Annotated in this window: 25 protein-coding genes; 15 read left to right on the top strand and 10 right to left on the bottom strand. The window is 71.8% G+C overall.

Annotation, left to right across the window (positions count from 1 at the left end; translation table 11 throughout):
* Positions 1–153: 153 nt before the first annotated feature.
* From MTF69_RS00300 to MTF69_RS00290, 3 genes are all read right to left on the bottom strand, one after another.
* Positions 154–729 (bottom strand): TerD family protein, encoded by a 576-nt coding sequence (locus tag MTF69_RS00300; RefSeq protein WP_243329425.1) that lies wholly within the window; start codon positions 727–729, stop codon positions 154–156.
* Positions 730–889: 160 nt separating this feature from the next.
* Positions 890–1,348: a peroxiredoxin gene (locus MTF69_RS00295; RefSeq protein WP_243329422.1), complete on the bottom strand. Its 459-nt coding sequence runs from the start codon at positions 1,346–1,348 to the stop codon at positions 890–892.
* Positions 1,349–1,532: 184 nt separating this feature from the next.
* Entirely contained in the window at positions 1,533–1,958 is a 426-nt protein-coding gene (locus MTF69_RS00290; protein WP_243329420.1) for a DUF3052 domain-containing protein, read from the bottom strand.
* A gap of 437 nt (positions 1,959–2,395) precedes the next feature.
* On the opposite strand from MTF69_RS00290, the gene aceE reads away from it, so the two are divergent.
* Both aceE and MTF69_RS00280 read left to right on the top strand, forming a co-directional pair.
* Entirely contained in the window at positions 2,396–5,128 is a 2,733-nt protein-coding gene (gene aceE, locus MTF69_RS00285) for a pyruvate dehydrogenase (acetyl-transferring), homodimeric type (RefSeq protein ID WP_243329417.1), read from the top strand.
* Positions 5,129–5,199: 71 nt separating this feature from the next.
* A complete protein-coding gene (locus MTF69_RS00280; RefSeq protein WP_243329415.1) occupies positions 5,200–6,066 on the top strand; it encodes a potassium channel family protein in 867 nt (288 codons plus the stop codon).
* On the opposite strand, the gene MTF69_RS00275 is transcribed toward MTF69_RS00280, so the two are convergent.
* Both MTF69_RS00275 and MTF69_RS00270 read right to left on the bottom strand, forming a co-directional pair.
* Positions 6,047–6,574 carry a peptidase inhibitor family I36 protein gene (locus tag MTF69_RS00275; protein ID WP_243329414.1) on the bottom strand — a complete coding sequence of 176 codons (528 nt, stop codon included), beginning with the start codon at positions 6,572–6,574 and terminating at the stop codon, positions 6,047–6,049. The genes MTF69_RS00280 and MTF69_RS00275 overlap by 20 nt on opposite strands.
* A 273-nt stretch (positions 6,575–6,847) precedes the next feature.
* Positions 6,848–8,464, bottom strand: coding sequence for an MFS transporter (locus MTF69_RS00270; protein WP_243329412.1), 1,617 nt, complete (start codon positions 8,462–8,464; stop codon positions 6,848–6,850).
* Positions 8,465–8,555: 91 nt separating this feature from the next.
* Between MTF69_RS00270 and MTF69_RS00265 the strand changes: the two genes are divergently transcribed.
* From MTF69_RS00265 to MTF69_RS00255, 3 genes are all read left to right on the top strand, one after another.
* Complete coding sequence (locus MTF69_RS00265; RefSeq protein ID WP_243330391.1) at positions 8,556–9,215, top strand: TetR family transcriptional regulator; 660 nt, start codon at positions 8,556–8,558, stop codon at positions 9,213–9,215.
* A gap of 260 nt (positions 9,216–9,475) precedes the next feature.
* A complete protein-coding gene (locus MTF69_RS00260; protein ID WP_308401358.1) occupies positions 9,476–10,615 on the top strand; it encodes an alpha/beta hydrolase in 1,140 nt (379 codons plus the stop codon).
* 65 nt (positions 10,616–10,680) lie between these two features.
* Positions 10,681–11,544 (top strand): DUF4429 domain-containing protein, encoded by an 864-nt coding sequence (locus MTF69_RS00255; protein ID WP_243329410.1) that lies wholly within the window; start codon positions 10,681–10,683, stop codon positions 11,542–11,544.
* Positions 11,545–11,689: 145 nt separating this feature from the next.
* Here the strand turns inward: MTF69_RS00255 and MTF69_RS00250 are convergent, their stop codons facing one another.
* Entirely contained in the window at positions 11,690–12,712 is a 1,023-nt protein-coding gene (locus tag MTF69_RS00250; RefSeq protein WP_243329408.1) for an aldo/keto reductase, read from the bottom strand.
* Positions 12,709–13,137 (bottom strand): MerR family transcriptional regulator, encoded by a 429-nt coding sequence (locus MTF69_RS00245; protein ID WP_243329406.1) that lies wholly within the window; start codon positions 13,135–13,137, stop codon positions 12,709–12,711. The genes MTF69_RS00250 and MTF69_RS00245 overlap by 4 nt, the downstream gene beginning before the upstream one ends.
* Positions 13,138–13,188: 51 nt before the next feature.
* On the opposite strand from MTF69_RS00245, the gene MTF69_RS00240 reads away from it, so the two are divergent.
* Positions 13,189–14,016 (top strand): serine hydrolase, encoded by an 828-nt coding sequence (locus MTF69_RS00240; RefSeq protein WP_243329404.1) that lies wholly within the window; start codon positions 13,189–13,191, stop codon positions 14,014–14,016.
* Positions 14,017–14,048: 32 nt separating this feature from the next.
* Here MTF69_RS00240 and MTF69_RS00235 read toward each other — a convergent pair whose 3' ends face one another.
* Entirely contained in the window at positions 14,049–14,711 is a 663-nt protein-coding gene (locus MTF69_RS00235) for a pirin family protein (RefSeq protein ID WP_243329402.1), read from the bottom strand.
* Between the two features lie 81 nt (positions 14,712–14,792).
* Between MTF69_RS00235 and MTF69_RS00230 the strand changes: the two genes are divergently transcribed.
* From MTF69_RS00230 to fabF, 5 genes are all read left to right on the top strand, one after another.
* Positions 14,793–16,010, top strand: coding sequence for a CdaR family transcriptional regulator (locus MTF69_RS00230; RefSeq protein ID WP_243329400.1), 1,218 nt, complete (start codon positions 14,793–14,795; stop codon positions 16,008–16,010).
* 89 nt (positions 16,011–16,099) lie between these two features.
* Positions 16,100–17,032 (top strand): ACP S-malonyltransferase, encoded by a 933-nt coding sequence (locus MTF69_RS00225; RefSeq protein WP_243329398.1) that lies wholly within the window; start codon positions 16,100–16,102, stop codon positions 17,030–17,032.
* A gap of 19 nt (positions 17,033–17,051) precedes the next feature.
* Positions 17,052–18,056, top strand: a complete 1,005-nt coding sequence (locus MTF69_RS00220) for a ketoacyl-ACP synthase III (RefSeq protein WP_243329396.1) — start codon at positions 17,052–17,054, stop codon at positions 18,054–18,056.
* Positions 18,057–18,118: 62 nt separating this feature from the next.
* On the top strand, positions 18,119–18,367 hold the full coding sequence (locus MTF69_RS00215) for an acyl carrier protein (protein WP_243329395.1): 249 nt from the start codon (positions 18,119–18,121) through the stop codon (positions 18,365–18,367).
* 76 nt (positions 18,368–18,443) lie between these two features.
* A complete protein-coding gene (gene fabF / locus MTF69_RS00210) occupies positions 18,444–19,721 on the top strand; it encodes a beta-ketoacyl-ACP synthase II (RefSeq protein WP_243329393.1) in 1,278 nt (425 codons plus the stop codon).
* Between the two features lie 91 nt (positions 19,722–19,812).
* On the opposite strand, the gene MTF69_RS00205 is transcribed toward fabF, so the two are convergent.
* The gene (locus tag MTF69_RS00205) at positions 19,813–20,307 is read right to left on the bottom strand and encodes a DUF3145 domain-containing protein (RefSeq protein WP_243329390.1); all 495 of its coding nucleotides are present in this window, start codon (positions 20,305–20,307) and stop codon (positions 19,813–19,815) included.
* Positions 20,308–20,557: 250 nt separating this feature from the next.
* Here MTF69_RS00205 and MTF69_RS00200 point away from each other — a divergent pair, with 250 nt between their 5' ends.
* On the top strand, positions 20,558–21,469 hold the full coding sequence (locus MTF69_RS00200) for an SGNH/GDSL hydrolase family protein (RefSeq protein ID WP_243329387.1): 912 nt from the start codon (positions 20,558–20,560) through the stop codon (positions 21,467–21,469).
* A 90-nt stretch (positions 21,470–21,559) separates the two neighbouring features.
* Here MTF69_RS00200 and MTF69_RS00195 read toward each other — a convergent pair whose 3' ends face one another.
* Complete coding sequence (locus MTF69_RS00195; RefSeq protein ID WP_243329385.1) at positions 21,560–24,019, bottom strand: beta-glucosidase; 2,460 nt, start codon at positions 24,017–24,019, stop codon at positions 21,560–21,562.
* Positions 24,020–24,217: 198 nt separating this feature from the next.
* Between MTF69_RS00195 and MTF69_RS00190 the strand changes: the two genes are divergently transcribed.
* The 3 genes from MTF69_RS00190 (at position 24,218) to MTF69_RS00180 (ending at position 26,624) form a co-directional block, all read left to right on the top strand.
* On the top strand, positions 24,218–24,793 hold the full coding sequence (locus MTF69_RS00190; RefSeq protein ID WP_243329383.1) for a TetR/AcrR family transcriptional regulator: 576 nt from the start codon (positions 24,218–24,220) through the stop codon (positions 24,791–24,793).
* Positions 24,794–24,843: 50 nt separating this feature from the next.
* The gene (locus tag MTF69_RS00185; RefSeq protein ID WP_308401351.1) at positions 24,844–25,578 is read left to right on the top strand and encodes a carbon-nitrogen hydrolase family protein; all 735 of its coding nucleotides are present in this window, start codon (positions 24,844–24,846) and stop codon (positions 25,576–25,578) included.
* A 311-nt stretch (positions 25,579–25,889) separates the two neighbouring features.
* Complete coding sequence (locus tag MTF69_RS00180) at positions 25,890–26,624, top strand: class I SAM-dependent methyltransferase (RefSeq protein ID WP_243329381.1); 735 nt, start codon at positions 25,890–25,892, stop codon at positions 26,622–26,624.

Below are 26,624 nucleotides of genomic sequence, written 5' to 3'. Positions count from 1 at the left end.
GTGTGGCGGTACGTCGGTGCGGCCCTGCGGCGGTCCGGCCCTGCGGCGGTGTGGCCGCCGTGCATGCCCGGTGGGGCCGTAAAGCCGGTCCGGCGCCGTACACACGAGTGCACGGCGCCGGACGGATGGAACGACTGCTCTGGTCGAGCAGGCTCAGACGTTGACGCCGAAGTCCTGCGCGATGCCGCGCAGGCCCGAGGCGTAGCCCTGGCCGATGGCGCGGAACTTCCACTCCGCGCCGTTGCGGTAGAGCTCGCCGAAGACCATGGCGGTCTCGGTCGAGGCGTCCTCCGACAGGTCGTAGCGGGCGAGCTCGGTGTTGTCGGCCTGGTTGATGACGCGGATGTACGCGTTGCGGACCTGGCCGAAGCTCTGCTGGCGGCTCTCGGCCTCGTAGATCGAGACCGGGAAGACGATCTTGGCCACGTCGGCGGGCACGCCGGCGAGGTTGACCTTGATCGCCTCGTCGTCACCCTCGCCCTCACCGGTGGTGTTGTCACCGGTGTGCTCGACCGAGCCGTCGGGGCTCTTCAGGTTGTTGAAGAAGACGAAGTTCGAGTCGCCGGTGACCTTGCCCTGGTCGTTGGCCAGGATCGCGCTGGCGTCGAGGTCGAAGTCGACGCCGGTGGTGGTGCGAGCGTCCCAGCCCAGACCGACGATGACCGCGGTCAGGTTCGGCGCGGCCTTGGACAGCGAGACGTTGCCGCCCTTGCTGAGGCTGACTCCCACGGGTCCTCCATAAGGTTTTGTGTGGGGCGGGGCCCCGTCGTGCGGTTGCTACAGGATCAACGTTTCGATCCTAGTGACGGGTTCCCGCCTGTACGGGCTTATTCGAGGCGAACGGGCCCACGTGCCTGGGGGCACGCGCCCATGAGCCTGCGACACGGACTCAGAGGCTGTCGAGAGCCTTGATGTACTCGTTCAGGTCACGCGCGTCGGGCAGCCCGTTGACGACGGTCCAGCGCACGATGCCGTCCCGGTCGATGACGAAGGTGCCGCGCACCGCGCAGCCCTTCTCCTCGTCGAAGACCCCGTAGGCGCGGGAGGCCTCCCCGTGCGGCCAGAAGTCCGACAGCAGCGGGTACTCCAGCCCCTCCTGCTCGGCGAAGACGCGCAGGGTCGGTACGGAGTCGTTGGAGACCGCGAGGAGCTGCACGTCGTCGTTCTGGAAGCGCGGCAGCTGGTCGCGCAGCTCGCAGAGCTCGCCGGTGCAGACGCCGGTGAAAGCGAAGGGGTAGAAGAGCAGCACGACGGCCTTCTCCCCCCGGAAGTCGGAGAGCCGCACGACCCTGCCGTGGTTGTCCTTGAGCTCGAAGTCCGGGGCCTTGCTGCCGACCTCGATCGCCATCTGTCGCATCCCTTCGTCCCGCATCCCTGCGTTGGGCTGTTCGGGTGATCCCAGCTTATGGGTCCGCTTGTGGGTCCGACGCGCGTACGGCCCCGGTCAGCCCGCCGCGAAACGCACGCACCCCGCCCACCGGGAAGCTTCCGGCGAACGGGGTGCGTGTGTCCGCATGGCTGCGGGGCGCGGCTCAGCGCTTGGACTTGGCCGTCTTCGGAGTCGCCAGCTTGGTGGCGGTCCACTCCTTGCCGACGGGGAGACCCTTGGCCAGCGAGAGGCCGGCGGTCTCGGCGGCCTCGCTGATGTCGCTGGCCTCGACGAAACCGTCCTTGCCGGTCTTGGGAGTCACCAGCAGGATCAGTGCGCCGTCCTCGACCAGCTCGGTCGCATCGACCAGGGCGTCCGTCAGGTCGCCGTCGTCCTCCCGGAACCACAGCAGAACCGCGTCTGCGACATCGTCGTAGTCCTCATCGACGAGTTCGGTGACGTGATCCTCTACGGCATCACGGAATTCCTGATCGACGTCGTCGTCGTAGCCGATCTCCTGGACCACCTGTTCGGACTGGAAACCCAGCCTGGCGGCCAGGTTCTCCGCGTGGTCCGCGGTCGCGCTCACGGGGTGCCTCCTGCTCATGTTCGGTGAATGTTCTTCGGCGGCGCGCGTACGCGCAGCATTGGGCGTAGTCCACACGGGCGCGGCGGATCGCGCAAGTACCCGGCCGCCGAGACCGTCGAAACGGTGACGATTGCGGCCGTCTCGCCGCAACTTTCAGCCCTTCCGGATGTACCCCTGGTGATTCATCCCACACCATTCCACCTCATTCGGCACGGCCTCGGGACTTTCGCACCTGTTTGAGGGACGAACGGCCTTGCGAAGGGGGTGATCGACATGGGCGTAAGGTTGCGGTTTGGGCGTTGTCGTCACCACCGCCGGCACAATCCCTCCACACTCCAGGGATTACCCAGCGGTAAAGATGACGATTTCTGCCGAGCGTAAGACCATGGGAGGCGGCGAACCCCAAGGCACGACTCCCCCGACAGCGAAGGAACAGCGTGGCTTCCGCATCCGATCGCAATCCGATCATCATTGGTGGCCTGCCGAGTCAGGTACCGGACTTCGATCCGGAAGAGACGCAGGAGTGGCTGGACTCCCTGGACGCCGCGGTCGACGAGCGGGGCCGTGAGCGTGCCCGCTACCTGATGCTGCGGCTGATGGAGCGGGCCCGCGAGAAGCGCGTGGCCGTGCCGGAGATGCGCTCCACGGACTACGTCAACACGATCGCCACCAAGGACGAGCCCTTCTTCCCCGGCAACGAGGAGATCGAGCGCAAGGTCCTCAACGCCACCCGGTGGAACGCGGCCGTCATGGTCTCGCGCGCCCAGCGCCCGGGGATCGGCGTCGGCGGTCACATCGCCACCTTCGCCTCCTCCGCCTCCCTCTACGACGTGGGCTTCAACCACTTCTTCCGGGGCAAGGACGAGGGCGACGGCGGCGACCAGATCTTCTTCCAGGGCCACGCCTCGCCCGGCATCTACGCCCGTGCCTACCTCCTGGACCGGCTCTCCGAGCAGCAGCTCGACGCGTTCCGCCAGGAGAAGTCGAAGGCCCCGTACGGCCTTTCCAGCTACCCGCACCCGCGGCTCATGCCGGACTTCTGGGAGTTCCCGACCGTCTCGATGGGCCTCGGCCCGCTCGGTGCGATCTACCAGGCCCGGATGAACCGGTACATGGAGGCCCGCGGGATCGCGGACACCTCCAAGTCACACGTTTGGGCGTACCTCGGCGACGGCGAGATGGACGAGCCCGAGTCGCTCGGCCAGCTCTCCATCGCGGCCCGCGAACACCTCGACAACCTGACCTTCGTCGTCAACTGCAACCTGCAGCGCCTCGACGGCCCGGTCCGCGGCAACGGCAAGATCATGCAGGAGCTGGAGTCGCAGTTCCGCGGCGCCGGCTGGAACGTCATCAAGCTGATCTGGGACCGCTCCTGGGACCCGCTGCTGGCGCAGGACCGCGACGGCATCCTGGTCAACAAGATGAACACCACGCCCGACGGGCAGTTCCAGACGTACGCGACCGAGTCCGGCGCGTACATCCGCGAGCACTTCTTCGGCGACGACCACCGGCTGCGCGCGATGGTCGAGAACATGACCGACCAGCAGATCCAGCACCTGGGCCGCGGCGGTCACGACCACAAGAAGGTCTACGCGGCGTACGCGGCGGCCAAGGCCCACAAGGGCCAGCCGACGGTGATCCTCGCGCAGACGGTCAAGGGCTGGACCCTGGGCCCGAACTTCGAGGGCCGCAACGCGACCCACCAGATGAAGAAGCTGACGGCCGACGACCTCAAGCGCTTCCGCGACCGTCTGCACATCCCGATCACGGACGCCCAGCTGGAGGACGGCGCACCGCCGTACTACCACCCGGGCCGCAACTCCCCCGAGATCCAGTACATGCACGACCGCCGCAGCGCGCTCGGCGGTTACGTGCCGACCCGCGTGGTGCGCGCGAAGCCGCTCCAGCTGCCGGGCGACGCCACGTACGCGGCGGCCAAGAAGGGCTCGGGCCAGCAGTCGATCGCCACCACCATGGCCTTCGTCCGCATCCTGAAGGACCTGATGCGGGACAAGGAGATCGGCAGGCGCTTCGTGCTGATCGCGCCCGACGAGTACCGCACCTTCGGCATGGACGCGTTCTTCCCGAGCGCCAAGATCTACAACCCGCTGGGCCAGCAGTACGAGGCGGTCGACCGCGACCTGCTGCTCGCGTACAAGGAGTCGCCGACCGGCCAGATGCTGCACGACGGCATCTCGGAGGCGGGCTGCACGGCCTCGCTGATCGCGGCGGGTTCGGCCTACGCGACGCACGGCGAGCCGCTGATCCCGGTCTACGTCTTCTACTCGATGTTCGGTTTCCAGCGCACGGGTGACCAGTTCTGGCAGATGGCGGACCAGCTGGCGCGCGGTTTCGTCCTCGGCGCGACCGCCGGCCGGACCACCCTGACGGGTGAGGGCCTGCAGCACGCCGACGGCCACTCCCAGCTGCTGGCCTCGACCAACCCGGGCTGTGTGGCGTACGACCCGGCGTACGGGTACGAGATCGCGCACATCGTCAAGGACGGTCTGCGGCGCATGTACGGCCCCGACGCCGAGGACGTCTTCTACTACCTGACGGTCTACAACGAGCCCATCCAGCACCCGGCCGAGCCGGCCGGCGTGGACGTGGACGGCATCCTGCGCGGTATCCACCGGATCTCCGAGGGACCCTCGGGAGCCGTCGGGGCGCAGATCATGGCCTCGGGCGTGGCGGTGCCGTGGGCGCTGGAGGCGCAGCGGATCCTGGCCGCCGAGTGGAACGTCAAGGCGGACGTCTGGTCGGCTACGTCCTGGAACGAGCTGCGCCGCGATGCCGTCGCCGTGGAGGAGTACAACCTGCTCCACCCGGAAGAGGAGCAGCGCGTCCCGTACGTGACGAGCAAGCTGTCCGGCGCGCAGGGTCCGTTCGTCGCGGTCTCCGACTGGATGCGGGCGGTCCCGGACCAGATCTCGCGCTGGGTGCCCGGCCCGTACACCTCGCTGGGCGCGGACGGCTTCGGCTTCGCGGACACGCGGGGCGCGGCCCGGCGCTTCTTCCACATCGACGCGCAGTCGGTGGTCCTCTCGGTGCTGACCGAGCTGGCCAAGGAAGGCAAGATCGACCGCTCGGCGCTGAAGCAGGCGATCGACCGGTACCAGCTGCTGGACGTCCGGGCGGCTGACCCGGGCGCGGCGGGCGGCGACGCGTAGCAGTCGCCTTTCGTGAGGGGGCGCCGGGACACCTGTCCCGGCGCCCTTACTCGTTCCTTACGATGCTCCGCATGAAGCAACCCTCTCCCCAGGAGCGGTGGGAGCGCCGGACGCAGACGCCGCTGCTGGTGCTCGCCCTGGGATTCGCCGTGGCCTACGCGGTGCCCATCGTCCTGCCCGACGCGAGCCCGGCGGTGCACAGCGCCTGCAGGCACGCCGAGTGGGTGGTGTGGGCCGCCTTCGCCGCCGACTACCTGGTGCGGATGGGCCTGGCGCAGTCGAAGAGGGCCTTCGTACGGACCCACTGGCTGGACCTGGTGGCGGTGGTGCTGCCGATGATCCAGCCGCTGCGGCTGCTGCGCGTGGTCTCCACCCTGATGCTGGTCGGCCGGCGGGCGCGGATGGCCCCGCAGATCCGGCTCACCACCTACGTGGCGGGCTCGGTGGTCGGGCTGCTGATGTTCGGCTCGCTCGCGGTGCTGAGCGTGGAGCGGGACGCGCCCGACGGCAACATCAGGAACCTCGGGGACGCCCTGTGGTGGTCGGTGACCACGATGACGACGGTCGGGTACGGGGACCACTCCCCCACCACCGGGCTCGGCCGGCTGCTGGCGGTGGGGCTGATGCTGTCCGGGATCGCGCTGCTGGGTGTGGTGACCGCCAACATCGCGGCCTGGTTCATCTCCCGCTTCGAGCGCGACGACCAGGTCGAGCGCGCCCAGACGGCGGCGATCTCCGAACTGACGGCGGAGGTACGGGCGCTGCGTGCCGAGGTCGCCCGGCTCGGGCTCGGCGGCCCTGGCGGGCCCGGCGGGCTCGGTGCAGTCCCCGCGCCCGGCGGGCCCGCCCGGGAGCCCGGCCCGGACGCGGTGGCCGGCGACCGGGGCGGGCCGGTCGAGGCCGGCAGCGGCGGCGCCGTCAGCGCTCCCACACCTTGAACGCCCTGACCTGGTAGGGCGACTGGGGCAGCCACACCCCGTCGCCCGGGTAGGTCTGGAACTCACCGGTCTCGGCGCACTCGGCCGACTGGTAGGTGGTGACCGGGCGGCCGGTCCGGTTCGTGAGGGACTGCGCCGTGGTCCCGGCGGGCAGGGCGGTGCAGCTGTTGATGTCGAGGGTGCTGAGCTCGTGGGTCGTGCGGGCGCCCTTGAACTCCGGCTTCGCCCACAGGCACAGCTGCCCGGTGGCGCACGCCCCGAGCACCGGCGGCCCGGCCGCCCGCCCCCGAGCCCGCCCGTCGCCCCGTACCGCGGCCGGGGCATCCGCGCGGGCCTGGCCCTGGGCTTGCACCCTGGATCGAGCCGGGGTGGCCTGGGCCTGGGCCGGAGCCTGGGTGCGGCCCGCCGCGTGGGCGGATTCCGCGGTGCCCGGGATCAGCAGGGTGGCGGCGAGAACGGTGGCCGTGGCGGCGGTGCGCCCGGAGAAAGTGGTGCTCCACGTACGCATGACGGGTCAACTCCTGGTGGACGTACGGGCCCCGGACCGTTTCCGAAGGCTCCGTCGGCACCACGCTGGCCTGCGCGGACGTCTCGGCGGAAGGGCCCGCGGGCGGGTCCACCCTGATAGGCGACAGCCCCGCCGGAACCGTCCGGCGGGGCTGCTGCGGCCCCGGAGTTGACGCCTCCGCGACCACCGTGACCGCCACGGCCGCCCGGGCCCGCGGCACAGCGCCAGCGGGGCACTGTCCCGGGCCGGGCAGCCGGAGCGGGGCTAGACGGCCTAGATGTGGGCCGCGGCCGCCCCCGGCTCCGCGTTCTCGCCGCGCTTCGTGAAGCAGGCCACGACCGCGGCGAGTACCGCGACCACGCCCGCGACGGTGAAGGCGGTGCCCATCCCTGACACGAACGTGTCGTTGGCGACCCCCGTGATGGTCGCCGCGAGCTGCTCGGGAGCGTCCGGCGGGATCGGGGCGATGCCGACCTGGATGCCCTTCTCCGCGAGGTCCGCCTGCTCCGGGGTGAGCGGCGGCAGCCCGGCCCCGGCCCAGTTGTCCTCGAAGACGCTGCCGACCTTGCTCGCCATGACCGCGCCGAGCACGGCGGTGCCCAGGCTGCCGCCGACCTGCATGGCGGCCTGCTGGAGCCCGCCGGCCACGCCCGAGAGCTCCAGCGGGGCGTTGCCGACGATGACCTCGGTGGCGCCGACCATGACGGGCGCGAGCCCGAGCCCCATCAGGGCGAACCAGAGCGACATGGTGAGGGTGGAGGTGCCCGGGGTCAGCTGGGCCATCCCGAAGCAGGCGACGGCGGTGGCGACCATGCCCGCGACGAGCGGCAGCCGCGGGCCGACCTTGGTGATGGCGAAGCCCGCCAGCGGCGATCCGATGATCATCATCCCGGTCAGCGGCAGCAGGTGCAGGCCGCTGTCGACGGGGCTCATGCCGTGGACGTTCTGCAGGTAGAAGGTGACGAAGAACAGCCCGCCCATGAAGGCGAAGGCCATCAGGACCATCAGCACCGTGCCCGCGGACAGCGGCAGCGAGCGGAACATCCCGAGCGGGATCAGCGGCTCGGAGACGGAGTTCTCCCAGAGGGCGAAGGCCACGAAGCACAGCACGGACCCGCCGAGGAAGGCCAGGGTCCTGGTGTCTCCCCAGCCCCATTCGGATGCCTTGATCAGCGCCCAGATCAGCGAGAACATCCCCACCGACAGCAGCAGGATGCCCAGCACGTCGAAGGAGCGCGGGGCGTTCTCGGCCCGGTGGTCGACCAGGATGAACAGGCCGAAGGCGAGCGCGAGGATGCCGACGGGCACGTTGATGAAGAAGACGGACTGCCAGCTCACGTTCTCGACGAGCAGGCCGCCGACGATCGGCCCGGCGGCGGTCGAGGCGCCGATGACCATGCCCCAGATGCCGATGGCCATGTTGAGCTTCTCGGCCGGGAAGGTCGCGCGCAGCAGGCCCAGCGCGGCGGGCATCAGCAGCGCTCCGAAGACGCCCTGCGCGACGCGGAAGGCGATGACGAGCTCGACGCCGCCGGCCAGGCCGATGGCCGCCGAGGAGACGGCGAATCCGGCGATGCCGATGAGGAAGGTCTGGCGGTGGCCGAAGCGGTCGCCGAGCTTGCCCGCGGTGATGAGGGAGACCGCGAGGGCGAGCAGGTAGCCGTTGGTGATCCACTGGACGTCGGCGAGCGAGGCGCCGAGGTCCTTCTGGATGGCCGGGTTGGCGACGGCGACGATCGTGCCGTCGAGGGTGACCATCATGACGCCGATCGCGACGGCGAACAGGGTGAGCCACGGGTGGCCCCGGAGGCCCGTACGGACCGGCGAGGGGTCCGGTTCCTTGCTGAGCGAGAGTGCGTCCTCGCCGTCGACGGTGATCCGACTAGTCATACGGACAGGTTAGTGACAGCGACTGACACTTCACAGGCCGGTTCGTCACACAGCCACTGTCAGGTCCGTCACAGGTACCCTGGCGGCCGTGATGACCGATCAGCGGCCCGCGCCCGCACCGGCCGCCGGACTGCGCGCGCGCAAGAAACAGCGCACGCGCGACGCACTGCTGCGCGCGGCCCTCCTCCTCTTCATCGCCCAGGGGTACGAGGAAACGACCGTCGACGAGATCACCGACGCCGTGGACGTCTCCCAGCGCACCTTCTTCCGGTACTTCGCCAACAAGGAAGAGGTCGCCTTCGCCGTCCAGGACCTGGTCGAATCGCACTTCGTCGCGGCGCTGCACTCCCGGCCGCCCGCCGAGGGCCCCTTCGAGGCGATGCGCTCGGCCGTGCTCGACGCCTGGGACACCGTCGACGAGGCCATTTCCGACCTGGTCCCCATCGACCTGTACATGCGCAGCTACCGGCTGATCGAGTCCACCCCGGCCCTGCTCGCCGTGCACCTGCGCCGCTCCACCGAGTTGGAGGAGCAGATCGCCCGGCTGATAGCCGAGCGCGAGGGCCTGGACGTGGACGCCGACCCGCGCCCGCGGGTGGCCGTCGCCGCCTTCACGGGCGTGATGCGCGTCACCGGCCGGCTCTGGGGACAGGGCGAGGACATCAGCGTGGCCACCATCCGGCGGATGACCGAGGTCTACCTCGACCAGATCGGCCCGGCGCTGGCCGCCGACTGGCGCCGGCCCGCCTGACCGGCGCGGTCGCCTCCCGGGCGGGCGGAGGTCCCGTACGGGCACGGGCGCCCGCGCACGCAGGTCCCGTACGGGCGCACCCGCCGGCGGGGCGTCCCACGGTCGGCGGTGACTCCCGTCACCCGGCGCGCACGCAGCCGCCGAGGTCTCCTACGCTGGGCGCAGTGAACCTGCCCGGCCACGCCCACGCCCACTCCGCCGACGCCCCCGCGCGCCCGGCCGCCCTGCGCGCCCTGCTCGCGCTGGCGGTGGTCTTCCTGATGCTCACGACCACGGGCTGGACCGCCGTCTACCGGCCCGCGAGCGAGGCGTCCCCGCGCGAGGCCGCGCTCGCCTCCTGGGCCGGGGCGCGCTTCGAGGGCCGGGCCCTGCCCGCCGCCGATGCCCCGGCACCCGCGGTGGCACGTTTCTTCGCGCGCCTCGACGGCGCCCAGCGCGCCCGGCTCACCGAGGGCCACCCGCTGGTGGTCGGCAACCTCGACGGCGCGCCCCCCGGCGTCCGCTACCGGGCCAACCGGATGTCCCTGCGGCAGGCCGCACGGATCGAGGCCACCCGTGCGCACGACATCACGCTGGCTCCCGCCGACCGCGCCACCGCGGCCCGGCGCGCCCACCGCTTCGAGTCCCTCGCCGAGCCCGGCCGGCAGATCCTCGTCTTCGACCCCACCGGCGGCGCCCTCGTCGCCGAGGTCTTCGGCGACCTCGCCGAGGCCCGCCGGATCTCGGTGGTCGTGCCCGGGGTCGACACCGACGCGGTCACCTTCGAGCGCACGGTGCGCCGGCTGACCTCCCCCGTCGGCATGGCGCAGTCCCTCTACGAGGCCGAGCGCGCGGCCGCCCCGGCCGGCCGGACCGCGGTCATCGCCTGGGCCGGCTACACCGCCCCGACCGGCGTCGGCATGGACGCGGCGACCGGGCGGCTGGCGGTGGACGGCGCGGCCCGGCTGCGCTCGCTGACCTCCGCGCTGCCCGGCCGGGCGAGCGTGGCGCTGTTCTGCCACAGCTACGGCTCGGTGGTGTGCGGGGTGGCCGCGCACGAACTGCCGCGCCGGGTCACGGACATCGTGGTGGCGGGCAGCCCCGGGATGCGCGCCGAGAACGCCGCCGAGCTGGACACCCCGGCGCGGGTGTGGGCGATGCGGGACGCCGGTGACTGGATCGCCGACGTGCCCCACCTGGAGTTCGGGGGCCTGGGCCACGGCGCGGATCCGGTCTCCGAGGAGTTCGGCGCACGGGTCCTTTCGGCGGCCGGAGCCAAGAGCCACACCGGCTACTTCGAGCCAGGGACCGCATCCCTGGACAACTTCGCCAAAATCGGAACCGGTGCGTTCGGTTCCACGGTGTGCGCCGCCGGGGACGACACGTGCCGACGCGGTACATCCGGGACAGAAGGCTCCTGACCCGCTCGGCCGACCCGAAACCGGACCTCACAGCGGGGGGACGCACAGGGGTGCGTCCCTTTACGATGTGCCGCATGGGTGACGTACTGGCCGGAAACCATGCCGTCTGGGAGTTCGACCGCACCACGAACTCGCTCATCATCCGCTTCGCACGGGGGATGCGAACGCCCAGACTCTGGCACGCCCTGGGGGAACGCCGGATTCCCCTCGAGGCGTTGTCCGGGGTGGGCCTGACCGTGGGACGGCGGGACACGGTGGTGCTGCACGCCCGCGTGCGGGTGGGAGCGGACCCGCTGATGGAGGCCGCGGCGGGGCAGTTGAGAGAAGCCTGCGATCCGTACCGGCTGGTGCTGCCGGGAGGCGGCGGCGGGTCCGGGCGGGCCGCGGCCTTCACCGAGGCCCTGCGCGAGCGGCTGGGTCCGGCCGGGCCGGCCGAGCGGTTCCTGGTCTCCGCCCCGGAGCCGCCGGCCACGCTGAAGGCGTACGACGCCCGGCTCGCCTTCGACGGCGGCGCCGTCACCTTCCGCTGGTCGCGCACCGGGGCCACCAGCGCCAAGTGGAAGGCGGGCGACCAGCGGTATCCGGTGGCCGCCCTGACCGGGCTGGTCTGGCACTCCCCGGAACGGTCCGGCGGGCACCTGCGGCTGTTGCCCCGCGAGGGCGCCGGTGATCCCCGGCCGGACCACGATCTCGCCTCCGCGGTGTTCGGGGTGGGGTACGGGGCCGTGTACGAGTCGCTGCCGTTCGCGGCGGCGCTGCTTGCTGCGCTGCGGGCGCGGGCGCCGGTCGCCTCCGGTGCGGCGGGGGCCCCTGTGCCCGGGCCGCGGTCCTGGGAGCGGATCCAGCACCTTGCCGAGCTGCACAGTGCGGGGCTGCTCACGGACGCCGAGTACCGGGCCCTGCGGGACCGCTTCACGGCCGGGGCCTGACCCTGCGGGGTCCCTGCTCGGCCCTGCGGGGCTGTCCCCTACCCGCCCTTCCACCGTTCCCTGGGCTCCGCCCAGACCCGCGCCTCAAACGCCGGCGGGGCTGGAATTTGCCCTGCGGGCAATCCAGCCCCGCCGCCGCACGCGGTCACACCTCGCGGGCCGTTGAGGTCGAGCTCATGTCCGGGTAGCGGTCGCCCGCGACCCCCGCGGCGATCGGGTCCAGGAGGGACAGTTCCGCGGGCGTCAGGGTGATGCCGGGCGCCGCGGTGTTTTCCGCGAGGCGGGAGGGCTTGCGGGTGCCCGGGATCGGGACGACCGTGAGGCCGTGGGCCGCCGCCCGCTGGTGCACCCACGCCAGGGCGATCTGCGCCGGCGTGGCCCCGCGGGCCGCCGCGATCTCCCGTACCGGCGTCAGCAGCGCCCCGTTCGCCTTCGCGTTGTCCCCCGTGAACCGGGGCTGGTACCGCCGGAAGTCATCGGCCGTCAGGTCCGCCGACGCGTCCGCGAACGCCCCGGTCAGGAAGCCGCGGCCGAGCGGTGAGTACGCCACGAAGGCCACGCCGAGCTCCGCCGCCGCGCCCACCGCGCTGCGCTCCACGTCCCGGCTGAACAGCGACCACTCCGACTGGAGCGCCGCGATCGGGTGCACCGCGTGCGCCTCGCGCAGCTCGGCTCCGGTCACCTCGCTGAGCCCGAGGTGGCGCACCTTGCCCTCCTGCACCAGCTCCGCCATCGCGCCCACCGACTCGGCGAACGGAACGGCCGGATCGCGCCGGTGCATGTAGTAGAGGTCGATCACGTCGGTGCCCAGCCTGCGCAGGCTGTCCTCGACCGCGCCGCGGATGTACGCGCGGTCGTTGCGGACCCCCCGGTACAGCGGGTCGTCCGTCCGCTCGATGGCGAACTTCGTGGCGAGGGTGATCCGGTCGCGGTGCGCGGCCACGAAGGGCGCGAGGAACTCCTCGTTGGCTCCCCGTCCGTAGACGTCGGCGGTGTCGAAGAGGGTGACCCCGGCGGCCAGTGCCGCGTCCAAGGTCTGCCGGGCGGCCGCCTCGTCGGTGTCCCCGTAGAACTCGCTCATGCCCATGCAGCCGAGTCCCTGGACGCCCACCAGCGGGCCGCCCTTGCCCAGTTCGGCCTGCTCGAGCCCAGCGGTGCTGCCGGTCATGTCCGGTCTCCCTCTCCCGCGACGGTGGTGCACATCGCATACGTATCGATCTTGTAGTCCAGGACCGCGAGCGCGTCGGTCAGTTCCGCGATCCGCGTGCGCACCTCGTCGCGCGTGCGCTCCAGCAGTTCGCGCCGGTCGTCGGCGGTGTGCGGGCCCTCACGGACGAGTTCGGCGTACCGGACCATGTCCGCCACGGACATGCCGGTGGTGCGCAACTTCCCGACGAAGCCCAGCCAGTCGAGGTCCTTGTCGGTGAACCGCCGCTGCCCCGAGTGGGAGCGGTCCACGTGCGGCATGAGGCCGATCCGTTCGTACCAGCGCAAGGTGTGCTGGGTCAGACCGGTCCGGGCCTCGACCTCGCTGATCGTGTACCGCGTCTGCGTCTGCAGGGGGGCCTGCAGGGGGGTCTGCGTCGGGCTCATGGCTCCACGCTAAATCCTTGGAGTGCACTCCAAGCAAGTACCCTCGGCCGCATGGAGAGCTTGCAGAGTCTGCGCATCATCGAGAACTGGCCGGTTCCGACCGCCGCCGCGGCCGTCGTCCACGCCGACGGGACCGTGCTCGGCGCCCACGGCCCGGTGGACCACCGCTTCCCGCTGGCCTCCGTCACCAAGCCGCTCGCCGCCTACGCCGCCCTCGTCGCCTACGAGGAGGGCGCGATCGAGCTGGACGAGCCGGCCGGGCCCCAGGGTTCCACCGTGCGCCACCTGCTCGCCCACACCAGCGGCCTGGCCTTCGACGAGCACCGGGTGACGGCCCCTCCCGGGCAGCGCCGGCTGTACTCGAACGCCGGCTTCGAGGAGCTCGGCGACCACATCGCGAAGGCCACCGGCATCCCCTTCGCCGCGTACCTGGCCGAGGCCGTCTTCGAGCCGCTGGGCATGGCGTCGAGCAGCCTGGAGGGCTCCCCCGCCAAGGACGGGGTCTCCACCGTCTCCGACCTCCTGCGCTTCGCCGCCGAGCTCCAGCAGCCGCGGCTGCTGGACGTGCGCACCGTCGCCGGGGCGACCTCCGTGGTCCACCCCGGGCTCAAGGGCGTCCTGCCCGGCTACGGCCACCAGTCCCCCAACGACTGGGGGCTCGGCATGGAGATCCGCGACGGGAAGGCCCCGCACTGGACGGGCGCCGGTTCCTCGCCGCGCACCTTCGGCCACTTCGGGCAGTCCGGGACGTTCCTGTGGGTGGACCCGGACGCCCGCGCCGCCTGCGTGGCGCTGACGGACCGCGCCTTCGGCCCGTGGGCCGTGGAGGCGTGGCCCCCGTTCACCGACGCGGTGCTCGCGGAGCTCCGGACCCGCTGAGGCCCCTGCGGCCACCGGCTACGAGGCCCCGCCTACGAAAACTCCCAGATCAGCACCTCGGCCGGGGATCCGGCGACCAGTTCGAGCTCCGGCTCGCCGGAGATCCGCGCCGAGTCCCCGGGCCCGAGCTCCCCGCCGTCCAGCCGCAGGTCTCCCCGTACGACGTGCAGGTACACCCGCGCGGCGGCCGGTACGGCCACCCGCTCGCCCGCGCCCGGACGCCGTACGTGCAGTACGGCACCGGCCGCGGGCACGGCGTAGGGCGTGCTGTCGGCGATCCCCCTGACCAGCGTGTACGTGGGCTCCCCGGCCGGGTCGGCCGGGGCCAGCCACATCTGGACGAAGCGCAGCGGCCCGGGGCCGTCGTTGCGTTCCACGTGCCGGGTCCCGGACGCCGCGCCGAGGTGCTGTACGTCACCGGGCCGCACCAGGGTGGCGGCGCCCGTGGCGTCCCGGTGGGTGAGCTCGCCCTCGGCCACCCAGGTCACGATCTCGGTGTGGCTGTGGGGGTGCTCGTCGAAGCCGGCGCCGGGGGCGAGGCTCTCCTCGTTGCACGCCATGACCGGGCCGAACCGCAGGTTGTCCGGGTCGTAGTGCGGGCCGAAGGAGAAGGCGTACCGGGTGGTGATCCCGGCAGCGGCGCCCTCGGAGGCTCCGCCCTCGTACCGGTCGGAGCCTCGGCGTACATCAATCATGGGGGCCACCGTAGCCCCCGGGGCGCGGCCCGGGATGAGACCGGACTCCGCACAGCCGTCCCGATAAGGCAGTCTTGTCACGTGCCCCAACCCGAACGTGAGCATTCACCCGCGGTCCACCCCGCGCATCCGGCTCCGCCCCATCCGCACGCCGCGACGCTGCGACGGCTGGAGAAGTCCTCCGGCCGGCTCGCCGCCAACGCCATCGCGCGCATGGACGAGACGCTGTCGTGGTACCGGGCGATGCCGCCGGAGAACCGGTCGTGGATCGGTCTGGTCGCCCAGGCCGGCATCGCCGCGTTCACCGAGTGGTTCCGGCATCCGGATACCGCGCAGGCGATCTCCACCGATGTCTTCGGGACGGCTCCGCGCGAGCTGACCCGGGCGATCACCCTGCGCCAGACCGTCGAGATGGTGCGCACCACGATCGAGGTCATGGAGACTGCGATCGACGAGGTCGCCGCGCCCGGCGACGAGTCGATCCTGCGCGAGGCCCTGCTGGTGTACGCCCGGGAGATCGCCTTCGCGACCGCCCAGGTCTACGCCCAGGCCGCCGAGGCGCGCGGCGCGTGGGACGCCCGGCTGGAGTCCCTCGTGGTCAACGCGGTGCTGTCCGGGGAGGCCGACGAGGGTGCGCTGTCGCGGGCCGCGGCCCTCGGCTGGAACTCCCCCGAGCACGTGTGCGTGGTGCTGGGAACGGCTCCGGAGGGCGACAGCGAGCTGACGGTCGAGGCGATCCGGCGGGCGGCCCGCCACCACAAACTGCAGGTGCTCACGGGTGTGCTGGGCGACCGGCTCGTCGTCATCGCGGGCGGCAGCGACAATCCGATGCAGGTGGCGAAGTCGCTGATCGGGCCGTTCGCGGCGGGTGCGGTGGTCGCCGGGCCGGTGGTCCCGGACCTGCTGAACGCCACGAAATCGGCGCAGGCGGCCGCGGCCGGGCTCAAGGCCTGCACGGCGTGGCAGGACGCTCCCAGGCCGGTCCTCGCGGACGATCTCCTGCCCGAACGTGCGATCGCCTCCGACCCTTCGGCCCGCGAGCAGTTGGTGGAGGAGATCTACAGACCGCTCGAAGAGGCCGGCTCGGCTCTGCTGGAAACGCTGAGTGTCTATCTGGAGCAGGCGAGCAGTCTCGAAGGCGCGGCCCGGATGCTGTTCGTGCACCCCAACACCGTGCGCTATCGGCTCCGACGTGTGACAGACGTCACCGGCTGGTCGCCCTCCGATGTCCGCTCCGCGTTCACACTGAGGATCGCTTTGATCCTCGGGCGTCTGGCCGACGGCGATCCTCAGTCCTAAGCTTTTGTCGGACATCAACAATTACCCCGATGGTTCTTCGTCCCTGTCCCCACGGGCGGCGAGGACCGAACACAAGAGAGAGTGTGAGGGTGCTCGTACTCGTCGCTCCCGGCCAAGGCGCACAGACGCCCGGCTTCCTGACTCCCTGGCTCGAACTGCCCGGCGCCGCTGACCGCGTCGCCGGCTGGTCGGACGCCATCGGGCTCGACCTTGCCCACTACGGCACGAAGGCCGACGCGGACGAGATCCGCGACACGGCCGTCGCACAACCCCTGTTGGTGGCCGCCGGCCTGCTCGCCGCGGCCGAGCTCACCGCGATCCCCGCAGTGGGCCGCGCCGCCTTCGGCGCCGTGGCGGGCCACAGCGTCGGCGAGATCACCGCCGCCGCGTACGCCGGGGTCCTGTCCGACACGGACGCACTGTCCTTCGTACGCACCCGGGGCCTCGCCATGGCCGAGGCCGCGGGCATCACCGCGACCGGCATGGCCGCCGTTCTCGGCGGGGAACCGGACGTGGTCTTCGCGCACCTGGAGAAGCTGGGTCTGACCCCGGCGAACGTCAACGGCGCGGGCCAGGTCGTGGCCGCGGGGACCATGGAGCAGATCGCGGCCCTGGAGGCCGAGAAGCCCGAAGGTTCCATGAAGGTCGTCGCCCTCAAGGTCGCGGGCGCCTTCCACACGCACCACATGGCTCCGGCGGTCGCCGGCCTGGAGAAGGCCGCGGCGGCCCTCTCCCCGGCCGACCCGGCGCTGACCTACGTATCGAACAAGGATGGTCAGGTCGTGACCACGGGCGCCGATGTCGTCGCCCGGCTGGTGGGCCAGGTGGCCAACCCGGTCCGCTGGGACCTGTGCATGGAGACGTTCGCCGCGCTGGGCGTCACCGGGATCGTCGAACTGTCCCCCGGTGGCACTCTGACGGGTCTGGCCAAGCGCGCGCTGAAGGGCGTACCGAGCGTGGCGCTGAAGACCCCGGACGATCTCGACAAGGCCGCGAAGCTCGTCGCCGAGCACGCGGTCTGAGAGAAGGAGCCCACTCAGCATGTCGAAGATCAAGCCTGCCAAGGGCTCCCCGTACGCCCGCATCCTCGGTGTCGGCGGCTACCGTCCGACCCGCGTGGTGCCGAACGAGGTCATCCTCGAAACCATCGACTCCTCCGACGAGTGGATCCGCTCCCGCTCCGGTATCGCGACGCGGCACTGGGCTTCCCCGCAGGAGACCGTCGCCGCGATGTCGGTGGAGGCCTCCGGCAAGGCCCTGGCCGACGCCGGGATCGCTCCGGAGAAGATCGGCGCCGTGATCGTCTCGACGGTGTCGCACTTCAAGCAGACCCCGGCCGTGGCGACCGAGATCGCGCACCGCATCGGTGCGGGCAAGCCCGCCGCCTTCGACATCTCCGCCGGCTGCGCCGGGTTCGGCTACGGCCTGACCCTGGCCAAGGGACTCGTCGTCGAGGGTTCCGCGGAGTACGTCCTCGTCATCGGCGTGGAGCGGCTCTCGGACCTGACCGACCTGGAGGACCGCGCGACGGCCTTCCTCTTCGGTGACGGCGCGGGCGCCGTGGTCGTCGGCCCCTCGGACGAGCCGGCCATCGGCCCCACGGTGTGGGGTTCGGAGGGCGACAAGTCGGAGACCATCAAGCAGACCGTGCCGTGGGACGAGTACCTCGGCAAGGACGGCGGCGAAAAGTTTCCCGCCATCACGCAGGAGGGCCAGGCGGTCTTCCGCTGGGCCGTCTTCGAGATGGCCAAGGTGGCCCAGCAGGCGCTCGACGCTGCCGGGATCACCGCTGATGACCTGGACGTCTTCATTCCGCACCAGGCGAACATGCGGATCATCGACTCGATGGTGAAGACTCTGAAGCTGCCGGAGCACGTCACGGTCGCCCGTGACATCGAAACCACCGGCAACACCTCGGCCGCCTCGATCCCGCTCGCAATGGAGCGGCTCCTGGCGACCGGCGCGGCGAAGAGCGGCGACACCGCGCTCGTCATCGGCTTCGGGGCGGGGCTCGTCTACGCCGCCACGGTCGTTACCCTCCCCTAGGGTCCGGGATCCACATCCCGGACTCCGTTTGACCCCCAGCTAGCTATAGAAGGAGCGCCAACATGGCCTTCACCCAGGAAGAAATCGTCGAAGGTCTCGCGGAGATCGTCAACGAGATCGCCGGCATCCCGACCGAGGACGTCCAGCTCGAGAAGTCCTTCACGGACGACCTGGACGTCGACTCGCTGTCCATGGTCGAGGTCGTCGTCGCCGCCGAAGAGCGCTTCGAGGTGAAGATCCCGGACGAGGACGTCAAGGGTCTCAAGACCGTCGGCGACGCCGCGAGCTACATCCTCAAGCACCAGGCCTGAGCCTGACGAGCGTTTGTCGCCACCTGGCGGTGGCGCCGTGACAATTCACCCCCTGAAACGTGGAGAAAGAATTCCTGTGAGCCCGACCAATCGCACCGTGGTCGTCACCGGTATCGGCGCAACCACTCCGCTGGGTGGCGACAGCGCTTCGACCTGGGAAGGTCTGCTTGCCGGCCGTTCCGGCGTTAAGCCCCTCGAGGGTGAGCGCTACGCCGAACTCCCGGTCCGCATCGCCGCAACCGCCGCCGTGGACCCGAGCGAGGTGCTCCCCAGGCCGCTGGCCCGCAAGCTGGACCGCTCGGCCCAGTTCGCGATCATCGCGGCCCGCGAGGCGTGGGCCGACGCCGGTTACACCGCCCCGGCGGGCGAGGAGACGACGACGGGCGCTTCCATCGCGCCCGAGCGCCTGGGCACCGTCATCGCCTCCGGCATCGGCGGCGTGACCACCCTGCTCGACCAGTACGACGTACTGAAGGACAAGGGTGTGCGCCGGGTCTCCCCGCACACCGTCCCCATGCTCATGCCCAACGGCCCGTCGGCCAACGTCGGCCTGGAGGTCAACGCCCGCGCGGGTGTGCACACTCCGGTCAGCGCCTGCGCCTCCGGCGCCGAGGCCATCGGCTACGCCGTCGAGATGATCCGTACCGGCCGCGCCGACGTGGTCGTCGCCGGTGGTACCGAAGCGGCGATCCACCCGCTGCCGATCGCGGCGTTCGCCAACATGATGGCGATGTCCAAGAACAACGAGAACCCGACCACGGCCTCCCGTCCGTACGACAAGGCCCGCGACGGCTTCGTCCTCGGCGAGGGTGCGGGCGTCGTGGTCCTGGAGTCCGCCGAGCACGCCGCCGCGCGCGGCGCCCGGGTCTACTGCGAGGTGCTGGGCCAGGGCCTGTCCGCGGACAGCCACCACATCGCGCAGCCGGAGCCCACCGGCCGCGGTGTCTCGGCCGCCCTGCAGAACCTGCTCGACAACACGGGTCTGGACCCGGCCGAGCTGGTCCACGTGAACGCGCACGCCACGTCCACCCCGCAGGGTGACACGGCCGAGCTGAAGGCCCTGCGCAAGGTGCTGGGCGACGACCTCGACCACATCGCGATCTCGGCCACGAAGTCGATGACCGGTCACCTTCTGGGTGGCGCGGGCGGCATCGAGACCGTCGCGACGGTGCTGGCGCTGTACCACCGCCTCGCCCCGCCGACGATCAACCTCGACGACATGGACGAGGACATCGACGCGGACATCGTGCGCGACGAGCCCCGCAAGCTCCCGGCGGAGGGCCCGATCTCCGCGATCAACAACTCCTTCGGTTTCGGCGGCCACAACGTCTCGCTGGCTTTCAGGAGCATCTGAGACCAGAAGCCGACACGCTGACACGTAGGCACGTAGGCACGTAGAAGGCCCGCCCGGGATTCCCGGGCGGGCCTTCGGCGTGTCCGGGGCCTCAGACCACCTGGTGGAGCCAGCGCACCGGGGCGCCCTCACCCGCGTAGCGGAAGGGTTCGAGCTCGTCGTCCCAGGGTTTGCCGAGCAGTTTGGCGATCTCCGCTTCCAGGTCCGTCTCGCCGTGCGCGGACCGGGCGAGGGCGGCGCGCAGCCGGTCCTCGGGGATCAGGATGTCGCCGTGCATGCCGGTGACGGCGTGGAAGATGCCCAGGTGCGGGGTGGAGCTGTAGCGCTCGCCCTCGGCGGTCGGACAGGGTTCCGCGGTCACCTCGAAGCGGAGCAGGTGCCAGCCGCGCAGCGCGGAGGCGAGTTTCGAGGCCGTGCCCGCCTCGGCCTGCCAGGAGAACTCGGCTCTCCAGGTGCCCGGGGAGGCGGGCTGACGGATCCAGTCGAGGTTCACCCGCACCCCGAGCACCCCCGCAACAGCCCATTCCACGTGCGGACAGAGCGCGCGCGGTGCGGAGTGCACGTACAGGACTCCACGTGTCGTCACCGGGACCTCCAGTGTGGGACGAGGTCGGGAATAAACTCCAGAAAACGGACAGTATGTGACGTGATGTAATGTAACGGAAATTATTTGACATTGCGTTGCGGGACTTGCGGCCGAAACGCCACGGGAAAAAGCTACCGTGCGCCGGGGGTCCTGGTGTGACGTACGGTCGCTCCGAGGCCCGTAAACACAGAGCATTCACTCAGCAGGACGCCACCGAATGACGCGGGGGCGACGAGGAGGGACCGTCCGCATGCGCACCACCGCCCCACGCCGCCGCGCGCGTCGGACTTCCGCGGGCGCGGGCGCGGCCGCGGCGGCCGCCCTGCTGCTCCTGACGGCGGGTGCGCTGACCGGGTGTTCGGCGGACCGGGCGACGACCGGGGGCGAGCGCGGTGCGCAGGCGGCTCCCCGGTGGAACACCGCGCCGGCCTCGGTCGCCGCCGTGGGCGACTCCATCACGCGCGGTTTCGACGCCTGTTCGGTGCTGGCCGACTGCCCGGAGGCCTCCTGGGCCACCGGTGACGACCCCGAGGTGCGTTCGCTGGCCGCCCGGCTGCTCGGCGAGGCCGAGGTGCCCGCGCGCAGCTGGAACTACGCGGTGACCGGCTCCCGGATGGCGGACCTGCCGGGGCAGCTCGCCTCGGCGGCCGGGCACAAGCCGGGCCTGGTCACGGTGATGGTGGGCTCGAACGACGCCTGCCGGCCCTCGGCTTCGTCGATGACTCCGGTGGCCGCCTTCCGGTCCGGCTTCGAGAAGGCGCTGGCCGGCCTGCGGGCGGCCTCACCGGCCTCGCAGGTGTACGTCTCCAGCATCCCGGACCTCCAGCGGCTGTGGGAGCAGGGCAAGGACGACCCGATGGTGCGCCGGATCTGGAAGCTGGGCATCTGCCAGTCGATGCTCGCCGATCCGACCTCGGCCGCGACCGGTGCGACGGCCCGGCGGGAGCAGGTGCGGGCGCGCGTGGTCGAGTACAACGAGGTGCTGCGCGAGGTCTGCGCGAAGGACGAGCTGTGCCGCTACGACGGCGGCGCAGTGTTTCAGTACCCCTTCTCGGCGGAGCAGTTGAGCCGCTGGGACTGGTTCCATCCGGGCAAGGACGGGCAGGCGCGGCTCGCGGAACTGGCGCACCGACAGGTGACCTCCGCCGAGCCTCCGCGTTGACGCGGCAGGTGGATCGGACCGGGGGCGGGTGTCAGGGCCCGCCCCCGGTCCAGCTTTTTCAATCACCCCGAGAGGGGTGATTTCCGGCCATTACAGGTGGAGGGCCGCCGTCAGCCGCGTGTCGCCGTGCGAGCGGCTCGCGCGGACCTCGTACCCGCCGCCGATCCGCTGCCAGGAGCGGGAGGGCTGGTCCCAGATCTCGAAGGCGCGCGCCGGCAGGGGGATCTCCACGTCGACGCTCTCGCCGGGGCCGGCGGTCACGCTCGCGAAGCCCGCGAGCCAGCTCGCCGGGCGCAGGGCGCCGTCCGCGACGGGCGCCAGGTAGATCTGTACGGTCTCGCGGCCCGGCCGGGTGCCGGTGTTGGTGACGCGGACCGTCGCCTGCGTGGGGGTGGCCTCCAGGGACTCGTAGGCCCAGTCGGTGTAGCCGAGGCCGTGCCCGAAGGGGAAGGCGGGGGCGATCCCGTGCTTCTCGTAGGCCCGGTAGCCGATGAAGAGCCCCTCGGTGTACTCCAGGCACCCGTCGGTGGGGGTGACTTCGGTGACCGGCGCGTCGGCGAACTCGGCGGGCCAGGTGGTGGGCAGCCGCCCGCCCGGCTCGGCCTCGCCGAGGAGTACGTCGGCCAGCGCGGCCCCGCCCTCCTGCCCGGGGAACCAGGTCAGCAGCACGGCGGCGACCTCGTCGCGCCACGGGAGTTCCACCGGGGAGCCCGCGTTGACGACGACCACGGTGTTCGGGTTGACGGCGGCGACGGCGCGCACCAGGTCGTTCTGGCGGCCCGGGAGGGTGAGGTCCTTGCGGTCGAAGCCCTCGGACTCCACGCGCTCGGTGGTGGCGACGACCACGACGGCGGTGTCCGCCGTGCGCGCGGCCTCCACGGCCTCGGCGATGAGCTCGTCGGCGGAGCGCTGGGGGCCGAGGTGGAGGAAGGAGAACATGATCGCCTTGAGCGGCAGGGTCGTCACGTCGGGGACCTGGTAGGTCAGCGAAACCTCGACGGCTTCGCCCTCGGCGAGGGTGAGGCGGGTGCGCACCTGGGGAGCGCCGAAGAACGCCTCGAAGGGGTCGGCCTCGTCGCCCATCGGCTGGACCCCGTGCCAGCGGGTCTCGCCGTCGACGGCGAGGGTGAAGGCGCCGAGTCCGCGGGTGCCGAAGGCGTGCTCGCCGCTCTCGCGCGGCACGAACGTACCGGTGACCTCGAGGCTCGCCATCGTCCCGTACGTGACGCCTTCGGGCAGGTCGTCGCCGATCCACTGGACCTGGCCCGTGGGCAGCGAACCGGTGCCGAGGACGGCGCCGGAGGCGTCCCGGCAGACCGCGCGGAGCTGGAAGCCCTTGTCGGCGGGGGTCAGTTCGTCGCTGGGGTCGGCGCCGACGGTGTAGGTGAGGGCTCCGTCGGGGAGGGCCGCGGCCAGTCCGTCCAGGGGGGAGACGATCCGCTCCGGGAAGACGGTGGCGCTGCCGCCGCCGAGGACGCGGGCGTCGCGGGCGGCGGCGCCGCTGAGCGCGACGGTGTGGCCGGGTGCGGCGGCGAGCGGGAGCACGGGCTTGCCGTCGGCGACGGCCTCGTTGCGTACGAGGACGAAGCCGCGGGCGGCCAGCTCGCGGGCCAGCGCCTGGCCGTCGATGGGGGCCGGGACCTCGCCGACCGCGGCGGGGGCGCCCTCCAGGATGCCGACGCGGGCCGCGAGGCGCAGGACGTTGCGGACGGCGTCGTCGACGGCGGACTCGGGGACCTCGCCGGCGCGGACGGCTTCGGCGAGCGGAGCTCCGTAGACGGTGACGGGGCCGGGCATGGCCACGTCCATGCCGCCGAGGATGTCGCCGGCGGTGGAACGGGCGGCCATCCAGTCGGAGACGTTGCAGCCGTCGAAGCCCCATTCGCCGCGCAGGACCTCGTTCACGAGGTAGCGGTGCTCGGTCATCGTCGTGCCGTTGACCCGGTTGTAGGCGGTCATGATGCCCCATGGGTGGGCGTTGGCGACGATGGCCTCGAAGGGCGCCAGATACAGCTCGCGCAGCGGGCGCGGGGCGATGACGCTGTCGACGGTGAAGCGCTCGGTCTCGGCGTCGTTGCCGACGAAGTGCTTGACGGTGGTGCCGACGCCGCCGTCCTGGACGCCGTTCACGTAGCCGCTGCCGACCGCGCCGGTGAGGTACGGGTCCTCGGAGTAGCACTCGAAGTGCCGGCCGCCGAGCGGGGAGCGGTGCAGGTTGACGGTGGGCGCGAGGAGCACGTGGACGCCCTTGCGGCGGGCCTCCTGGGCGAGGAGGCGGCCGGCCCGGCGGGCGAGCTCGGGGTCCCACGCGGCGGCGAGCGCGGTCGGGGAGGGCAGGGCGATCGACGGGTCGTCGGCGGTCCAGCGCACGCCGCGCACCCCGATGGGGCCGTCGGACATGACCAGGGACTTCAGCCCGATCTCGGGGACGGCGGGCAGGGACCACATGTCCTGGCCGGCCAGCAGCCGGGCCTTGGTGTCGAGGTCCAGCTTGCCCAGGGCCGTCTCTACGGCGTCGTTGCGGACCTGATCGGCATCGGTCACGGCCATGCCTCCTCGTTGAGTGCGGGGTGCGGGGTGCGGGGTGCGGGGTGCGCGGTGCGGCGCCGTGCGGTGCGGTGCGGCGCCGTGCGGTGACCCCATGGTGGACCCGTTACCTGTAGAGCGGTAGGGTTCGTAATCTGTTCGTAATCTACAGATGCCGTACGGTCCTGCTGGCAGGCGTGGAACGGAAGGGGTGGCGGGGCGATGGTCAGGGCCAGGAGTGAGGAACGGCGCGTGGAGATCGTCCGCGCGGCCGTCGAGGTGATCGCCGAGCGCGGTTACCGGGGCGCGGCCCTGGGCGCGGTCGCCGAGCGGGTGGGCCTGACCCAGCAGGGACTGCTGCACTACTTCCCGACCAAGGAAGCGCTGCTGGTCGCGGTCCTGGAGGAGCGCGACCGCTGGGACACCGGCGGCGGCACGCGCGCGCTGGCCGACGCCTGGCGCCCGGACCTGCTGGCCTCCCTGGTGGAGTACAACGCCATGCGCCCCGGCATCGTGCAGACCTTCTCGGCGCTGCTCGGCGAGAGCGTCACAGACGGCCACCCGGCGCGGGAGTTCTTCGCCGAGCGGTACGCGCAGGTGCGCGGCGCGATGGCGGACGTGCTGCGCGCGGAGTACGGCGAGCGGCTCCCCTCGGGCCTCACCCCCGAACAGGCGGCCCCGCTGCTGGCCGCCGTGATGGACGGCCTCCAGTACCAGTGGCTGCTGGCCCCCGAATCCGTGGACATGCCCGGCACCTTCCGCGCCTTCCTGGACCTGATCCAGGGGCCCCGGGCCTGAGGGACGCCCTGACCGCGGGGCCGGCATGCCGGACTGGAATGCTGGGCCGGGTGAAGATCGCTGCCGCGCAGCTGAGCTGCGCCCCCGCCGACGTGTCCGCCAACGCCGTACGGGCGGCCGCGCTCGCCGTGCGGGCCCGGGAGGACGGCGCCGGGCTGGTGGTGTTCCCCGAGTTGACCCTGACCGGCTACGAGTTGGCCGCGCTCGCCGCCGACCCCGGCCTGTGGCTGGCCGACGCCGAGGATCCCCGGCTGGATCCCGTTCGCTCCACGGGGATCGCCACCGCCGTCAATGTCGCGCTGCGCACGGACGGCCCCCGGCCCGTCATCGCGACCCTGGTCCACGACGCGGACGGCGCGCACGTGACCACGTACGCCAAGCAGCACCTGTTCCGCCACGAGCAGGATGTCTTCGCCGCGGGGACGACCCCGGGCCGCTTCGAGCTCGGCGGGATCCGCTTCTCCCTGGGGATCTGCTTCGACAACCACTTCGCGGACGTGCCCGCCGCGGGCGCCGCGGCCTGCTGCCGGGTTCACCTGGCGAGCTCCCTCTACGGCACGGGCGACGGCGTCGCCGAGCGTGCGGCGGTCCACCCGGGGATCGCCCGGGACTCCAGGATGTACGTGGCCCTCGCCAACCACGTCGGACCCGCCGGACCGTGGACGGGCTGCGGGGGGCGCGGCCGTATGGGCACCGGGCGGGACCCCGCTGGCCGAGGCGGACGCGCACACGCCGTCGGTGGCCGTGGCGGAGGTGCCGGCGGTCGGGTTAGCTCGATCGTGTGACGGTCCGCTCTCTACCTTGCGGCGCCCTGGGCTGATCGGGTTAACGTGATCGGGCGATCTGGGACGCCGAGTGCGGTGCCAGCGTGCGGGGCCCCTGCTCCACCGGAGTGATGGTTCAGGGCCTCCCCGTCGCCTCTGGCCGTACCCACATGGCCAGGTCGCACAGGGAACTGGCCTCCCGGGATCGGACCACGTACAAGATGCGTGTCGCCGCCCCGGGGTCGAGTACGCCGGGGACCAGTGCGCTCAAGACCGTTTGGGGCGTGCGGCTGGTCGGGCTCACCCCCGCTCAGTCTTCAGGAACGGTTCGGATGGACCGGAACAGACGCAGTGTCGACGATGTGCTCGCCCTCGTGGACGGGCTCTTCGCACCGGAGGCGGACCGCTGGACGGCCGGCGGTTCCGCCTGGTGGGACGGCTTCTACGCGGACCGCGAGCGGCCGGTGCCGTTCTTCGCGGCGAAGCCCGACGAGAACCTGGTCTCCTGCCTCGACCGCGGGCTGATCCCCGCGGGCGGCCGGGCCCTGGACCTGGGCTGCGGTCCCGGCCGCAACGCCCTGCACCTGGCCGCGCGGGGCTTCGAGGTGGACGCCGTCGACCTCTCCCCGACGGCCCTGGCCTGGGCCGGGGAACGTGCCCGTACCGCGGGAGCCCGGGTCCGCTTCCACCACGGGGACGCCTTCGGTGCGGCCGGCGCCGGGCTCGTGGGCCCGTACGACCTGATCTACGACTCGGGCTGCTTCCACCACCTGCCGCCGCACCGCCGGGTCAGCTACCTGGCCCTGCTGGACCGGCTGCTGGCACCCGGCGGGCGCTTCGCACTGACCTGCTTCGCCTCGGGCGCGATGGGCTCCGAGCTGCCCGATGCGGAGTTCTACGGCAGGGCCCGCCTCGAAGGCGGGCTCGCGTACACCCCGGAGGCGCTGCGCTGGGTCTTCGAGGACCTCACCGAGGTGGAGCTGCGCCGGATGAACGACGAGCCCGCGTCCTCCGAAGCCTTCGGTGAGGCGTTCCTGTGGACGGCGCTGTTCCGCCGCCCGGAGTGA

It is taken from the genome of Streptomyces sp. AP-93, from assembly GCF_022808175.1.
Lineage (GTDB): Bacteria > Actinomycetota > Actinomycetes > Streptomycetales > Streptomycetaceae > Streptomyces.
This window is presented reverse-complemented; position numbering and strand designations above follow the sequence as displayed.

Excerpts from the sequence above, each read along its gene's own strand:
- MTF69_RS00295 (WP_243329422.1), bottom strand. The coding sequence starts at position 1,348 with ATGGCGATCGAGGTCGGCAGCAAGGCCCCGGACTTCGAGCTCAAGGAC.
- MTF69_RS00280 (WP_243329415.1), top strand. The coding sequence starts at position 5,200 with ATGAAGCAACCCTCTCCCCAGGAGCGGTGGGAGCGCCGGACGCAGACG.
- MTF69_RS00275 (WP_243329414.1), bottom strand. The coding sequence starts at position 6,574 with ATGCGTACGTGGAGCACCACTTTCTCCGGGCGCACCGCCGCCACGGCC.
- MTF69_RS00270 (WP_243329412.1), bottom strand. The coding sequence starts at position 8,464 with ATGACTAGTCGGATCACCGTCGACGGCGAGGACGCACTCTCGCTCAGC.
- MTF69_RS00265 (WP_243330391.1), top strand. The coding sequence starts at position 8,556 with ATGACCGATCAGCGGCCCGCGCCCGCACCGGCCGCCGGACTGCGCGCG.
- MTF69_RS00260 (WP_308401358.1), top strand. The coding sequence starts at position 9,476 with ATGCTCACGACCACGGGCTGGACCGCCGTCTACCGGCCCGCGAGCGAG.
- MTF69_RS00255 (WP_243329410.1), top strand. The coding sequence starts at position 10,681 with ATGTGCCGCATGGGTGACGTACTGGCCGGAAACCATGCCGTCTGGGAG.
- MTF69_RS00250 (WP_243329408.1), bottom strand. The coding sequence starts at position 12,712 with ATGACCGGCAGCACCGCTGGGCTCGAGCAGGCCGAACTGGGCAAGGGC.
- MTF69_RS00245 (WP_243329406.1), bottom strand. The coding sequence starts at position 13,137 with ATGAGCCCGACGCAGACCCCCCTGCAGGCCCCCCTGCAGACGCAGACG.
- MTF69_RS00240 (WP_243329404.1), top strand. The coding sequence starts at position 13,189 with ATGGAGAGCTTGCAGAGTCTGCGCATCATCGAGAACTGGCCGGTTCCG.
- MTF69_RS00235 (WP_243329402.1), bottom strand. The coding sequence starts at position 14,711 with ATGATTGATGTACGCCGAGGCTCCGACCGGTACGAGGGCGGAGCCTCC.
- MTF69_RS00220 (WP_243329396.1), top strand. The coding sequence starts at position 17,052 with ATGTCGAAGATCAAGCCTGCCAAGGGCTCCCCGTACGCCCGCATCCTC.
- MTF69_RS00215 (WP_243329395.1), top strand. The coding sequence starts at position 18,119 with ATGGCCTTCACCCAGGAAGAAATCGTCGAAGGTCTCGCGGAGATCGTC.
- MTF69_RS00200 (WP_243329387.1), top strand. The coding sequence starts at position 20,558 with ATGCGCACCACCGCCCCACGCCGCCGCGCGCGTCGGACTTCCGCGGGC.
- MTF69_RS00195 (WP_243329385.1), bottom strand. The coding sequence starts at position 24,019 with ATGGCCGTGACCGATGCCGATCAGGTCCGCAACGACGCCGTAGAGACG.
- MTF69_RS00190 (WP_243329383.1), top strand. The coding sequence starts at position 24,218 with ATGGTCAGGGCCAGGAGTGAGGAACGGCGCGTGGAGATCGTCCGCGCG.
- MTF69_RS00180 (WP_243329381.1), top strand. The coding sequence starts at position 25,890 with ATGGACCGGAACAGACGCAGTGTCGACGATGTGCTCGCCCTCGTGGAC.